The following is a 13,585-nucleotide window of genomic DNA, read 5'->3' on the forward strand; positions in this document are numbered from 1 at the left end:
TCAGCTTGGGGCATTCCGGGAGTCGACGACGCGATGAAGTCACAGTGACAGCCACCGATCAGAAGAGTCCGGTGCTCTATGAGGCACTCGAAAATGGCGTGGCAGTGGTGACACTGAACCGCCCCGAGCGCATGAACGCCTGGGGTGGCGGACTTGCCGCGGCCTTCTACCGCTGTATGGACGCGGCCGAGGCGGACCCGGACGTTCGGGTCATCGTGCTCACCGGAAACGGGCGGGCGTTCTGCGCCGGTGCCGATATGGGTGACCTCGACACCATAAGCGGCGCAAGTGAATCCACCGGAGAAGAAGACAGCGACATGTCGCATCTCGTCGGTGAGCGGCACCCGCATTTCCTCACCGACATGCGCAAGCCCATTATCGCGGCCATCAACGGAGCCTGCGCCGGTATCGGCCTCACGCACGCGCTGATGTGCGACGTCCGGTTCGTTGCTGCGGGAGCGAAGCTCACCACCGCGTTCGCCCGACGTGGACTCATCGGCGAGTACGGCATCTCCTGGATCCTGCCCCGGCTGGTGGGGTGGAGTGCGGCGCTCGACCTTCTCCTGAGTGGGCGCACCTTCTACGCCGAAGAGGCGGCCGAACTCGGACTCGTCAAGGAAGTCGTCGCCCCCGAGGATCTGCTGCCCAGAGCGCTGGCCTACGCGCAGGACATGGCGGCCCATTGCGCGCCGAGTTCCATGGCCGTGATCAAGCGTCAGATGTACGACGACGCGCTGCGGGATCTGGTGGCCACCAGTGACCACGCCGAGAGACTCATGCACGAGTCGATGCGGCGCCCCGACTTCATTGAGGGCATCACCGCCTTCTTCGAGAAGAGACAGCCCAGCTTTCCGCCGCTGGCGCCAGAGCAGGAGGACCGATCATGACGGACAAGGCCACGCTCGACTATCGTGCGATCGACGTCGACAACCACTACTACGAGCCGGTCGACTCGTTCACTCGGCATCTGCCCAAGGAGTTCAAGCGCCGCGGCGTGCAGATGCTCACCGAGGGCAAGCGCACCTTCGCCGTCATGGGCGGTGAGATCAATCAGTTCATCCCCAATCCGACGTTCGATCCGATCATCGAACCGGGCTGTCTGGATCTGTTGTTCCGCGGCGAGATCCCCGAGGGTGTCGACCCGGCCTCCCTGATGAAGGTCGATCGGATGGCAGACCACCCCGAGTACCAGAACCGCGACGCGCGAGTGAAGGTCCTGGACCGCCAGAACCTCGAGACGGTGTTCATGCTGCCGACATTCGCCTGCGGTGTCGAGGAGGCGCTCAAGGCCGATATCGAGGCGACGATGGCCTCGGTGCACGCATTCAACCTATGGCTCGACGAGGACTGGGGTTTCGACCGACCCGACCACCGAATCATCTCGGCGCCCATCATCTCGTTGGCCGATCCCGACAAGGCTGTCGAGGAAGTCGAGTTCGTGCTGGCGCGCGGGGCCAAGATGGTGTTGGTCCGGCCGGCGCCGGTACCCGGGCTCGTCAAGCCGCGGTCCCTGGGTGATCCGCTGCACGATCCGGTCTGGGCCCGGTTGGCCGAGGCCGGCATTCCGGTCGGTTTTCATCTGTCCGACAGCGGTTATCTGGCGATCGCGGCGCTATGGGGCGGCCAGGCGAAGTTCGAGGGATTCGGCAAGAAGGATCCGCTGGATCAGATCCTGCTCGACGACCGGGCGATCCACGACACCATGGCCTCTATGGTGGTGCACCAGGTTTTCACGCGGCACCCGAAGCTCAGGGTCGCCAGCATCGAGAACGGTTCCTACTTCGTCTACCGGCTGATCAAGCGGCTGAAGAAGGCCGCCAACACCGCGCCGCACCACTTCAAGGTGGACCCGGTCGAGCAGATCAGGAACAACGTCTGGATCGCCCCGTACTACGAGGACGACGTGAAGCTTCTCGCCGACACCATTGGCGTCGACAAGATCCTGTTCGGCTCGGACTGGCCACACGGTGAGGGGCTTGCGGATCCGATGACCTTCACCGCCGACATCCCGCAGTTCCCCGAGTTCAGCGCCGAGGACACCCGCAAGGTCATGCGCGACAACGCCCTTACCCTGCTCGGCGTCTCGGTCAACGCCTAGCCATGGGTGAATGGACCCTCGGCGACGTCGTCGACGCCATCGCTGACGCGGTCGGCGACCGCACGATGACGGTGTGCGGCGAGCGTCGAACCACCTACGGCGAGATGGCCACACGGACTCGACGGCTGGCGAACTTCCTGGCGGACAGGGGGTTCGGCGTGCACGGCGACCGTGCCGGCCTGCAGAACTGGGAGTGCGGACAGGACCGGGTGGCGTTGGTCATGTACAACGATCGCTATCCGGAGATGGTGCTGGGCGCGCTGAAGGCGCGGACGATCCCGGTCAACGTCAACCACCACTACACGCCACGCGAGGTCGCCGACCTACTGGACTACGTCAAGCCGCGGGCGGTGATCTATCACCGCGCACTGGGCGCGAAGTTCGCCGACGTGCTGTCGCCCGGTGCGGACGCGAGGAGCAATGCCGGTTTCAGCGCCGATCTGTTGATCGAGGTCGACGACGGCAGCGACGCGCCGCAGCTGGCGGGTGCGGTGAGGTTGGAAGACGCTATCGCGCAGGGTGATCCGGACCGCAGAATTGCAGGCTCGCCCGACGATCTCATCATGTACTGCACCGGTGGAACCACCGGGCGCCCCAAGGGCGTGCTCTGGAGGCAGAGCGACACCTACGTCTCATCGATGGTGGGTGCCGACCATGCGTCGGCCGAGGAGATCCACGACAGGGTGCGCGCCAACGAGGGTTCGCCGTGGTTCGCCGTCTCACCTCTGATGCACGCCGCCGGACTGTGGACGTTCTTCTCGGGAACGCTCGCCGGGCTGCCGGTCGTGCTCTACGACGATCGAAGCAAGTTCAACCCACCCACCGTCTGGCAGACCGTCGAACGCGAGAGGGTTGGCCTGATGACCATGGTCGGCGACGCCTACGCGGCACCGCTGGTCGAGGAACTCGAGCGCAGCGCATACGAGCTCTCTTCGCTCTACGCCATCGGAACGGGCGGCGCGGCGACCAATCCCAAGCATGTGAGCGCGCTGTTGGAGAGACTGCCGCAGCTCACCATCATCAATGGCTACGGGTCCTCAGAGACCGGAAACATGGGCTTCGGTCACAACCAGCGTGGCTCGCATCGCGATACGTTCGACCTACGCGAGGGTGGCACCGTGGTGTCCGAGGACCTCACCCGCTTCCTGGCGCCGGGGGAAGACGAGGTCGGTTGGGTGGTCCGGACCGGCCGGATCCCGTTGGGGTACTTCGACGATTCCGAGGCCACCCGTAAGACCTTTCCCGTCGTGCAGGGGCAACGGGTGGTGGTCTCGGGGGACCGGGCGTCCCTGGAGTCCGACGGCACGCTGCGCCTGTTCGGTCGTGACTCACTGGTGGTCAACACTGGAGGCGAGAAGGTCTTCGTCGAGGAGGTGGAGGCGGTTATCCGGGCCCAGGGCGGCGTCGCCGATGCGCTCGTCGTGGGCCGCGACAGTGAACGGTGGGGCCAGGAGGTCGTCGCGCTCGTGCAACCGCACGCCGGAGAGAGCGTTGATCCAGACGCGCTGCATGCGGCGTGCGTCGAGCAGCTGGCTCGCTTCAAGGCGCCCAAGGAGTTCATCGTCGTTGACAGGGTCCGCCGCCTCGGCAACGGTAAGGCCGACTACCGCTGGGCCAAGAGCCAGGCGGTCCGACAAGCACTGCTGACATTTCAAGCACCGAAGTCCACCTGAGCAAGGGAAGCGATGTCACACAGCGACACTCAAGACGCGGACGCTCAACGCAGGGCCACTGGACACAGGGCGATTGACTGTCTGGTCAACGTGCACTTCGGCGAGACCAAGAAGCAACCCGAGTTCATGCTCAAGGTGCGTGACGACTACTTCAAGGGTCCGCAGTCGCTGTACGACCAGGTCGAGCTGCCCGCGCTGCTCGATGAGATGGATGAGCACGGTGTCGCCAAGGCGATCCTGATGGACAACCTGGTCAAGCCCTCGGTGACGGCACGCAAGTTCGTGGCCGAGCGGCCCGACAGGTTCGCGTTGGCCGTCGGTGGCATCAACCTGCTGCGGCCCGTCCCGGCGTTACGTGAACTCGTGGCACTCACCAAGGATCTGCCCGTGGCGTACACCGCAGTGGGACCGAGTTTCTGGGGCGACGGTCAGTACCCGCCGAGTGACGCCGTGTACTACCCGCTATATGCCAAGTGTGCCGAGATCGACCTGCCGCTGTGCGTCAACACCGGCATACCTGGTCCGCCGATCCCCGGCGAGGTGCAGAACCCGATTCACCTCGACCGGGTATGCGTGCGGTTTCCAGAGCTGCGGCTGTGCATGATCCACGGCGCCGACCCGTGGTGGGACGTGGCCATCCGGATGCTGATCAAGTACTCGAACCTGCGCCTGATGACCTCGGCGTGGTCGCCGAAGCGGTTGCCGGACAGCCTGTTGCACTTCATGCGCACCCGCGGCAAGGACAAGGTGATCTTCGCCTCGGACTGGCCGGTGCTGCGGCAGAGTCGCGTCGTGCCCGAGGCGCTCGCCCTGGACCTGCCACCTGATGTGCTCGACAACTATCTGTACAACAACGCGCAAGCGTTCTTCTTCGGCGATCGAGAGGGGCAGTGATCATGGATCGTTACGAACTACGCAGGGAGGACTACAGCCTCTCCGAGGACCAGACGGACCTGCTGAGCGCGTATCAGAAGTTCTTCAAGGCGAACTGCTCGATCGAGTCCGTTCGTGCTGCCGAGGCCACCGGCTTCGACAAGGGTCTGTGGGAGCGGTTGTGCGCCACCGGCGCGACGTCGATGGCCCTGTCGGAGTCCGTCGGCGGCGACGGAGCCACAATGGTCGACCTCGCACTGGTCGCCGAGGAGATCGGGCGTTCGCTCGCCCCGGTACCGTGGATCGATCATGTGTGTGCGGCAAGGCTTCTCGCCCGGTTGGGCGCGTTGGACTCCGACGACGGTGCGATCGTGTCCGGAGAGCAGATCGTCGGCCTGGACCCACGTCAGGTCGATGCGAGCGGTCGACGGCTTGTTCCGTGCGGCTCGATCGCCGACCACATCGTCGTGCGCGACGGTGACGACGTGGTCCGTCTGACGTTCGACACCCGGCCGCCCCACGTGGACAACATCGGACGGCTGCCCATGGCCTGGGTGGACCCCGCCGCCGCAGACACCGCGACCGTGCTGGCCAGCGGACCGCAGGCACTGGCGGCCTACCAACTGGCGCTAGATGAGTGGCGTCTGCTGACCGCCGCCGCGCTCGCCGGTCTGGTCGAGGAGACGATGACCATCGCCGCGGAGTTTGCCAAGACGCGCTACACCCTCGGCGTCCCGATCGCGACGCTGCAGGGCATCTCGCACCCGCTGGCCAATATGGCGATCGTCGTCCAGGGTGGGCGGGCGCTGGCCCGGCGGGCGGCGTGGTATCTGGACAACGAGCCCGACGCGCGTCCGGAACTCGGGCCGTCGGCGTTCGTGTTCATGGCGGAGGAATCCGCGAAGGCCGCGACCATGGCGGTCCACATTCAGGGTGGCCTTGGCGTGTCGGCCGAGGCGGCCGCAACGGCCTATCTGGTTCGCGCCAGGGGCTGGCCGCTGGCAGGTGGCGATCCGGGTGCTACCGCGGTCCGGATCGCCCACATCGTCGCCGCCCGGGAAAGCGCCTAGGACACCGGCTAATAGGAGACAAGAACATGGATTTCTCACGAGTCGAGCTGTCCGACGAGGACCACGACTTCCTCGACGAGGCGCGCGCACTGCTGTCGACACAGGTCACCGATGAGGTGCTCCGGCGGGATCGCGAGACGGGCGACAACTTCGACGAGGACGTCCACCTCGCACTCGGCGCGGGCGGCTACATCGCGGGCGAGTGGCACAGCGAGGACGAGGGCGGGTTCAGCCGGCTGCGCAACCGGCTGTGGCAGCTGGAGAAGCGCCGCTACCACGTGCCGTGGGTGACGGCGGGCACCACGTCGATGATCGCCAAGTCGGTGAAGAGGTTCGGCTCGCCCGAGGTGCAGGAGGAGGTGCTGCCGGGCGTCTTCTCCGGACACATCCGGTTGTGTCTGGGCTACACCGAACCCGATGGCGGCTCCGACATCGCGACATGCAAGACGCGCGCCGTCCGCGAAGCGGATGGGTCGAGCTGGATCATCAATGGCTCGAAGATGTTCACCACCGGTGCGCACAACTGCCAGTACGTCTTCCTCATCACCAACACCGATCCGGATGCGCCAAAGCACAAGAGCCTGACCATGTTCCTGGTGCCGCTCGACACACCGGGCATCGAGATCCAGGGCATTCGCACCGTCGACGGCGACCGAACCAACATCGTCTACTACAGCGACGTCCGGGTCGATGACCGTTACCGACTGGGTGAGGTCAACGGCGGCTGGACAGTATTGCGCGAACCGCTCAACGCCGAGCACGGCGCCGTGGACGCCAGTGCTGATGGCCTGCAGGACGTCTCGATCATGATGCACCAGGGCGGCTTCATGGTCGCGGCGTGCGACAGGGCCGCCGCGATCGTCGGTACCGCCGATCCAAGCGGCCGCCGCCCGGTGGACGATGGATCGGTGGCCTATCGACTGGGCCGCAGCGTCGCCCGTATGGAGGTGGCGATCAGCACCCCGAACATCTTCGGCCGGGTCGCCCTCGCGCAGACCATGCGTGACGTCTCACCCGATTTGATGGACCTGCTGGGTGAGGCGTCGGCGCTGCCGATCGACACCGACGGCGCCATCGACGGTGGTGCCGCGGAGTACGTCTACCGGTTCGCCCCGCTGGTCGGAATCTACGGCGGCACACTGGAGGTGTTCCGCAACATGATCGGCCAGTACATGCTCGGGCTCGGCAAGCCCAACTACTCGCCCGCCAAGTCCGCGTCGTGACCACGCGCGTCGTCCAGTGGACGACCGGTAACGTCGGCAGCCAGTCGGTCGAGGCCGCGCTGGCGCACCCGGACCTGGACCTCGTCGGGTGTTATGCGTGGTCACCCGACAAGGCGGGCCGTGACGTCGGCGAACTGTGCGGTCTTGCTCCGACGGGTGTCACCGCCACCAACGACGTCGAGGCGCTCCTCGCGCTCAAGCCGGATTGCGTTGTCTACAACCCGATGTGGATCGACGTCGACGAGGTCGTCCGCATCCTGGAGGCCGGCGTCAACATCGTGACCACCGCGGCCTTCATCACCGGACACTCGCTCGGTGATCGACGGGATCGGATCGCGCTGGCCTGCGAGCAGGGTGGCGCCTCGATCTTCGGGTCGGGCATCAACCCCGGCTTCGTCGATCTGCTGGCGATCGTGGCCGCAGGCGGATGCGACCGCATCGACAAGGTCACAGTCATCGAGGAAGCCGATATCAGCGGCTACGACTCGCCGGCCACCGAGATTCCGGTCGGCTTCTCCCATCCCATCGACGATCCGAACCTGCCGGCCATGACGGCCAAGGCGACCGACGTGTTCATCGACGCCGTCCACCTGCTCGGTGATGCGCTGGGGGTGGAGTTCGACGAGGTCGTCTGCGAGGCCGAGTACGCCAAGACCACCGCTGACGTCGATCTCGGCTCGTGGAGCATCAAGGCGGGATGCGTGGCAGGCATCGCCTTCAGCTGGCACGGGAAGGTCAACGGGCGCAGCATCGTCGAGCTTCGCTTCGTGTGGCGCAAGGGCCAGACGCTCGAGCCGGACTGGCCGATCGACACGGGTCACCGCATCAGGGTCGACGGCAACCCCAACGTCGCAATCAAGGTCGACATCTCACCGCCCGCGGACTTCAAGGGCACCACGATGAACGACTTCATGCGGCTGCCGATGATCCTCACGGCGATGCCTGCGGTCAACGCCATCCCGAAGGTGGTCGCGGCGGCGCCGGGCATCGTCACCTACGCTGACATCCTGCCGCTACCAAGGGGTCTGGTCCGGCTCTAAGCCTGGCGAACTTGCTAGAAGGCGCGTTTCCGCCGTTCAGCGACCTCACAGATTTCGCTGAGATTGCAGCCTTTTACTTAGCCGGTCTTAGTGGTAGAACCGAGTGCATGAAGGCGATCATGAGACTCATCGGGCCGCTGGTCATGGCGGGTGCGGCCGCGACGGCGATAGCCGTGGCACCGATTGCAGCAGCAAGCCCGGGTGTGTTCGGCCCCGACGGTGGCAGCGGGTGTACAGCCGACGGCACATGCGGTCACGGAGGCCCCAATGGTGGCGGCGGCTGCACGGCCGACGGAATCTGCGGCCACGGCGGCCCGGGCGGCGGTGGCGGCTGCATTCCCAACGTCGGTTGCTTCGAGTGGCCCTAAGGGTCACATCGCAGCGCCGAAACTGCTGTGAGATCGGGTTTCCTCGCTAAATCGCGATCTCACAGCAGTCTCGGGGGATGTTGGTGACTCAGATCTTGGCCATCGCCGGCGGGTTGACCGCCTGCGGGTCGGGGTTGGCGATGGGCAGTCCCATGAAGCGTCGCGCGTTGTCGCCCATGAAGTCATAGGTGCGACGCACGTCCATGCCCTCGGCGTACTTCCAGAACCCGTTCGGTTCGGCGAGCCCCTCGGGATGCGGATAGTCCGAGCCGAACATCACCTTGTCCCACCCGACCGTGTTGACGACGTCGGACACGCAGCCCTCCCAGAACGGGCTGACCCAGATGTTGCGGCGGAACACATCGTGCGGATGCTCGGGGAAGTTCTGCGGCATCTTCTTCTGCAGGTCCTCGAAGTCGTTGAACAGCGGGAAGATCCACCCGCTTCCGTTCTCCACACTGGCGATCCGCAGTTTCGGGAAGCGCGTGAGCGTGCCGTGGCAGATCAGGCTGGTGATCATGTCGGCGATCTCGCGGTGGCCGAGCGCCATCCATCGGAACGCGCTCTGCGCCATGAAGTTCTGGGTGTGCGGCGGCTCCCACCGGCTGACGTAGTCGTCGAGCGGCGGATAGCTCGCGTGCAGGACGATGGGCAGTCCGGCGGCCTCCACATCACGCCAGAACGGGTCGAACTCGCTTAGCGCGGGGGAGCGCCAGCCGTGCAGGCCGTTGACCGGGCCCGGCTTGATCAAGGCCACCTTGGCACCGCGCTCCAGGAGCCAGGCCAGTTCACGCTGCGCCGCGTCGACCTCGGACAGGTTGATGATCGGCGTGGTGAACACCCGGTTGTCGTAGTTGAACGACCAGTGTTCGTGAATCCACTCGTTGAGCGCGTGAATGATCGCCAGCGTCAGCGCTGGATCGTCGGCGCTGGAGTGTTCCACCAGGCTGCCCAGGGTCGGATAGTTCAGCGCCTCGACGACACCCTGGCGATCGAGTTCGGCGACCCGGTCCTCGGGATTGCGGGTGGCCGCCGGTGCCTCGATCGCCTTGCCCTGCATCTCGCGCAGCGTCTGGCCCTCGGTGTTCTCGCCGGCGAAGAACTTCTCGTGTGCCCCCGGGGCGGCGACCCGCTCGAAGGTGGGGTTGGGGATGAAATCGGTGACCCGGTTGTTGATCACGATCCGGGTCTGCCTGCCGAACTGCGCGTACTGCACGGCGCGGCTGTACTTCTCGGGTAGGTACTTGATCAGCGCGTCGCCCGTCTCGTACATGTGCTGATCGGCGTCGAACACCGGCGCGTCCCTGAACTGTTCGGTCATGGTGGTTCCTTCCTCCCCGCGAACAGACATAAACCTGTCCAATTCAGGCGACTATTGGGCAGGTTTATGTCTGCTCGGCGGGGGACTAGAGCGTGAGGATGGTGGCGCCCGCAGTTCCCGGGGCGCCGTAGAGCTGGGCGAAGCCCACCCGTGGATTGCCGGGCACCTGGCGGTCGCCTGCCTCGCCGCGTAGCTGGTGGACGAGTTCGTGGATCTGCCGCAGGCCCGATGCGCCGATGGGCTCACCGTTGGCGATCAGGCCACCGTCGGTATTGATCGGCATGGAGCCGCCGATCTCGGTGGCACCGTCGGCGAGGAGCTTCTCCTGGTCTCCGTCGGGGCAGAACCCGCACTCGGCCATGTGGATGATCTCGGCACCCGCGTCGGTGTCCTGCAACTGGATGACGTCGACGTCCTGCGGTGATATGCCCGCCTTCTCGAATGCGGCGCGGGCGGCGTACACCGTGGGCGCCGGCATCTCGTCGACGGGCGCGAAGGTGGTGTTCACCTCGTGTGCGCCGTACGTGCGCGTGCGGATCTCCACGGCGCGCAGGTATACCGGCTTGGTGGTGTAGCGGTGCGCGATATCGGCCCGGCACATGACCACTGCCGCGGCCCCCTCGTCGGGTGCGCAGAACATGTACTGCGTGAGCGGGTAGTTGAGCATCGGCGAGTTGAGGATGTCATCCTCGGCGATCGGCTTGCGGCGGAAGGCATTCGGGTTAAGGGCGCCGTTGCGCAGGTTCTTGTTGGCCACCTTGGCCAGCGTGCGCTGCGAGATGTTGTGCTCGTGCAGGTAGCGGTTGGCCTTCATGCCGAAGAACTGTGTGGTCAGGTACTGGCCGTTCTCGGCGTACCACTGCGGCATGCCGACCAGCCCCGGATCCTCGGTGAAGGCGCCGCGTGGATGCTTGTCCAGGCCCACGGCGATGCCGATGTCGTAGTCGCCCAGCCGAATTCCGTCGGCGCACACCTTCGCGGCGCTGGCCGCGGTGGCGCATGCGTTGAAGACGTTGGTGAACGGGATGCCTGAGAGGCCGACCATGCCGACGATGGCGTCGGGATTGGCGACCGTCCAGCTGCCGCCCGCCGCGGCGCCGATATCGCCCCATGCCACACCGGCGTCGGTGACTGCCGCGTCGATGGCGTCGACGCACATCTCCATGGCGCTCTTGCCCTCGAACCGGCCGAACGGATGCAGCCCGACACCGATGATCGCCACTTCATTGCTCATGTCTGGGCTCCTGTCGGCTGGAACGCGAAGGTGACGATGTCGACCGGGTTGTCTGGGTCAGAGGAGTCCGTGGCGAACGGCAGGAACGTCAGCTCGACCTCCATGCCGAACTCGAGCTTGGCCGGATCGCTCTCGGTGAGCCGACCCTCGACACGCACCACCGCGTCCTCGCCCAAACCCAACTGCACCAGGCCCACGCCGAACGGTACGAAGTCCTTGCCGGTGGGGCCTGCATAGGGCGGCCCCGGCGGGAAGCCCTGCGTGGTCCACGCGATCACCGTGCCGCGGCGCGGCAACAGCACGTCGCTCATGTCCGCCTTGCTGCACCTTGGACAGTGTGACTGGCGCGGAAACACGGTCGCCCCACACGCCCCGCAGCCGCTACCGATCAGCTGCGGATTCTCATCCGGCCAGGTGGAGATACCGGGGTCGATCGCCTTCTGCACGTGGCAGCCTCCATCATCGAATCTGGTCTGCAACTGTAACCATTACAGTAACCTAGTTCCGGTGATCGATCACAAGCCCACCTTCTGCCGTATCTGCGAGCCGCTGTGCGGCATGGTGGCCACCGTCGAGGACGGTCGTCTGGTGTCGTTGCGGCCCGACAAGGACCATCCGCTGTCAGCGGGTTTCGCCTGCCAGAAGGGCATTGCGTTCGCCGAGGTGGTCAACGATCCCGACCGTGTCACGACACCGCTGCGAAAGGGCCCTGACGGCTTCGAGCCGGTCTCGTGGGACGAGGCGCTCGACGACATTGCGGGGCGGCTGTCCGACATCCACCGCAGACACGGCTCCGGCGCGGTCGGCTGGTACATGGGCAATCCGGCGGCCTTCAGCTACTCGCACGTGATGGGCGCGATGACCTTCATCAAGGGCATCGGCCGCCACAGTCACTTCTTCACGTCATCCTCGCAGGACACCAGCAGCAGACTGCTGGCCAGCCAGTTCCTGTACGGCACACCGATGTCGGTGCCGATCCCGGATCTGATGCGCACCGATCTTCTGGTGTTGATGGGCGCCAATCCCGTGGTGTCCCACGGCAGTTTCCTCACCGCGCCGCGGATCAAGGACCGCATGCACGACGTCGTCAAGCGTGGCGGACGGGTCGTCGTCGTGGACCCGCGCAGGTCAGAGACCGCCGCGCAGTTCGAGTGGATGGGCATCGTGCCCGACTCCGACGCCTACCTTCTCCTGTCGCTGTTGTCCGTGATGTTCGCCGAGGCGCTGGTGGATCCCGCCACGGTGGCGAGGCAGGCCGACGGTGTGCAGTGGTTGGCGACGCACTGCGAGCCGTTCACCCCCGAGCGCACCGAGCAGCACACGGGCATCGCGCCGGAGGCGGTTCGGGCGCTGGCCCGCGACCTCGTCGCGACGCCGCGCGCCGCGATCTACGGTCGACTCGGAACGTGTGTGGGCCGCAACGGCACGTTGACGACCTACCTGATCGACGCGGTGAACCTGGTGGCGGGAAACCTCGACCGGCCCGGCGGCAGCGTGTTCAGCACCCTCGGCATCTCGGGACAGAGGTGGGGAATCAAGGCGATGGGGTGGTCGATGCGACGGGCCTACCGCCGCAAGCGAAGCCGCATCGGCGGCTTCGGGCCCGTCGTCGGAGCCGAGCCCGCGGCGCTGATGGCCAAGGAGATCGCCACGCCGGGCGCACGGCAGATCAAGGCCATGTTCGTCGCGGCGGGTAACCCGGTGCTGTCGGTGCCCAACGGCGACGAGTTGGAGGGAGCGCTCGAGACGCTCGACCTGATGGTCGGGCTCGACCTCTATGTCAACGAGACGACGGCGCACTGCGATTACGTCCTACCCGTCACCACGATGTACGAGCGCGACGACTTCGCCCTGACGTTCCAGCAGTTTCAGGCGACTCCGTTCCGGCAGGCCACCGAGGCGGTCATCGCGCCGCGCGGTGAGGCACGCACCGAGTGGGAGATCGTCGACGACCTGACCGCGCGGATGGCCACCCGCACGCCGGCGTTCGCCGCGCTCGGCGTCCTGCGAAAGGCACTGGGGGCGTTCGGTGCCCGACTGACACCGCGCCCGCTGGCGGACGGCATGATCCGGCTCTCCGACGGCGGTGACCGATTCGGGCTACGCCGAGGCGGCTTGACGTTCGCCCGCCTGAGTCGCGACCACCCGCACGGAGTGGTGGTCTCGCCGCACATCCGCACACCGGTGCTCGACGAGGTCGTTGTCTACCCCCACGGGCGCGTGAAGCTGGTGCACGACGATATCGCCGCCGAGATCACCGCGATGGTGCGCAGGCAGCCGCCCGCGGACTATCCGATGCGCATGATCGGGATGCGGGAACCCCGGTCGGAGAACTCCTGGATGCACAACTCGCCCTTGTTGATGCGGGGGGAGCGGACCAACCGGGCGCTCATGCACCTCGATGACGCGGCGGCGAGGCGGATTGCCGATGGTGACGTGATCGAGGTCAGTTCGGCGCACGGCAAGATCGCGCTGCCGGTGTCGCTGACCGCCGACATCGTGGTGGGCACCATCGCGATCCCGCACGGTTGGGGTCACAAGGGCACCGGGGGATGGCGAGTCGCCAACAAGGCCGGCGGGGTCAACGTGAATCAGCTGATGTCAAGCGATCCCGACGATGTCGAGGCGCTGGCGGGCATGTCCTGGCTTACGGGCGTACCGGTCCAGGTGGGGCAGCTCTAGGAC

Annotated in this window: 12 protein-coding genes; 9 read left to right on the plus strand and 3 right to left on the minus strand. The window is 66.0% G+C overall.

The window, feature by feature from the left end:
• Window positions 1–44: 44 nt before the first annotated feature.
• The 8 genes from ACZY0X_RS17620 (at window position 45) to ACZY0X_RS17655 (ending at window position 8,345) form a co-directional block, all read left to right on the plus strand.
• On the plus strand, window positions 45–887 hold the full coding sequence (locus ACZY0X_RS17620; RefSeq protein ID WP_463772194.1) for an enoyl-CoA hydratase: 843 nt from the start codon (window positions 45–47) through the stop codon (window positions 885–887).
• The gene (locus ACZY0X_RS17625) at window positions 884–2,098 is read left to right on the plus strand and encodes an amidohydrolase family protein (RefSeq protein WP_463772195.1); all 1,215 of its coding nucleotides are present in this window, start codon (window positions 884–886) and stop codon (window positions 2,096–2,098) included. Before ACZY0X_RS17620 ends, ACZY0X_RS17625 begins: the two co-directional genes overlap by 4 nt.
• Before the next feature lie 2 nt (window positions 2,099–2,100).
• Window positions 2,101–3,771 (plus strand): acyl-CoA synthetase, encoded by a 1,671-nt coding sequence (locus tag ACZY0X_RS17630; RefSeq protein WP_463772197.1) that lies wholly within the window; start codon window positions 2,101–2,103, stop codon window positions 3,769–3,771.
• A gap of 12 nt (window positions 3,772–3,783) precedes the next feature.
• Complete coding sequence (locus ACZY0X_RS17635) at window positions 3,784–4,665, plus strand: amidohydrolase family protein (protein WP_463772198.1); 882 nt, start codon at window positions 3,784–3,786, stop codon at window positions 4,663–4,665.
• A 2-nt stretch (window positions 4,666–4,667) separates the two neighbouring features.
• Window positions 4,668–5,714: an acyl-CoA dehydrogenase family protein gene (locus tag ACZY0X_RS17640; protein ID WP_463772199.1), complete on the plus strand. Its 1,047-nt coding sequence runs from the start codon at window positions 4,668–4,670 to the stop codon at window positions 5,712–5,714.
• A 26-nt stretch (window positions 5,715–5,740) separates the two neighbouring features.
• Window positions 5,741–6,937 (plus strand): acyl-CoA dehydrogenase family protein, encoded by a 1,197-nt coding sequence (locus ACZY0X_RS17645; protein ID WP_463772201.1) that lies wholly within the window; start codon window positions 5,741–5,743, stop codon window positions 6,935–6,937.
• Window positions 6,934–7,977 (plus strand): NAD(P)H-dependent amine dehydrogenase family protein, encoded by a 1,044-nt coding sequence (locus ACZY0X_RS17650; RefSeq protein ID WP_463772202.1) that lies wholly within the window; start codon window positions 6,934–6,936, stop codon window positions 7,975–7,977. The genes ACZY0X_RS17645 and ACZY0X_RS17650 overlap by 4 nt, the downstream gene beginning before the upstream one ends.
• A 107-nt stretch (window positions 7,978–8,084) precedes the next feature.
• Window positions 8,085–8,345: a hypothetical protein gene (locus ACZY0X_RS17655; protein WP_463772204.1), complete on the plus strand. Its 261-nt coding sequence runs from the start codon at window positions 8,085–8,087 to the stop codon at window positions 8,343–8,345.
• Between the two features lie 88 nt (window positions 8,346–8,433).
• Here ACZY0X_RS17655 and ACZY0X_RS17660 read toward each other — a convergent pair whose 3' ends face one another.
• The 3 genes from ACZY0X_RS17660 to ACZY0X_RS17670 form a co-directional block, all read right to left on the minus strand.
• Window positions 8,434–9,666 carry an amidohydrolase family protein gene (locus ACZY0X_RS17660; RefSeq protein WP_463772205.1) on the minus strand — a complete coding sequence of 411 codons (1,233 nt, stop codon included), beginning with the start codon at window positions 9,664–9,666 and terminating at the stop codon, window positions 8,434–8,436.
• Window positions 9,667–9,751: 85 nt separating this feature from the next.
• Window positions 9,752–10,900 carry a thiolase family protein gene (locus ACZY0X_RS17665; RefSeq protein ID WP_463772207.1) on the minus strand — a complete coding sequence of 383 codons (1,149 nt, stop codon included), beginning with the start codon at window positions 10,898–10,900 and terminating at the stop codon, window positions 9,752–9,754.
• Complete coding sequence (locus tag ACZY0X_RS17670; protein WP_463772208.1) at window positions 10,897–11,346, minus strand: Zn-ribbon domain-containing OB-fold protein; 450 nt, start codon at window positions 11,344–11,346, stop codon at window positions 10,897–10,899. Before ACZY0X_RS17670 ends, ACZY0X_RS17665 begins: the two co-directional genes overlap by 4 nt.
• Window positions 11,347–11,407: 61 nt before the next feature.
• On the opposite strand from ACZY0X_RS17670, the gene ACZY0X_RS17675 reads away from it, so the two are divergent.
• Window positions 11,408–13,582: a molybdopterin-containing oxidoreductase family protein gene (locus ACZY0X_RS17675; RefSeq protein ID WP_463772210.1), complete on the plus strand. Its 2,175-nt coding sequence runs from the start codon at window positions 11,408–11,410 to the stop codon at window positions 13,580–13,582.
• The last annotated feature ends 3 nt before the right edge of the window (window positions 13,583–13,585 follow it).

Source organism: Mycobacterium sp. IDUB_39 (genome assembly GCF_055419205.1).

Bases quoted from the DNA above. Each gene is read 5' to 3' on its own strand.
- ACZY0X_RS17645 (WP_463772201.1), top strand. From the start codon at position 5,741: ATGGATTTCTCACGAGTCGAGCTGTCCGACGAGGACCACGACTTCCTC.
- ACZY0X_RS17655 (WP_463772204.1), top strand. From the start codon at position 8,085: ATGAAGGCGATCATGAGACTCATCGGGCCGCTGGTCATGGCGGGTGCG.
- ACZY0X_RS17630 (WP_463772197.1), top strand. From the start codon at position 2,101: ATGGGTGAATGGACCCTCGGCGACGTCGTCGACGCCATCGCTGACGCG.
- ACZY0X_RS17665 (WP_463772207.1), bottom strand. From the start codon at position 10,900: ATGAGCAATGAAGTGGCGATCATCGGTGTCGGGCTGCATCCGTTCGGC.
- ACZY0X_RS17625 (WP_463772195.1), top strand. From the start codon at position 884: ATGACGGACAAGGCCACGCTCGACTATCGTGCGATCGACGTCGACAAC.
- ACZY0X_RS17635 (WP_463772198.1), top strand. From the start codon at position 3,784: ATGTCACACAGCGACACTCAAGACGCGGACGCTCAACGCAGGGCCACT.
- ACZY0X_RS17660 (WP_463772205.1), bottom strand. From the start codon at position 9,666: ATGACCGAACAGTTCAGGGACGCGCCGGTGTTCGACGCCGATCAGCAC.
- ACZY0X_RS17640 (WP_463772199.1), top strand. From the start codon at position 4,668: ATGGATCGTTACGAACTACGCAGGGAGGACTACAGCCTCTCCGAGGAC.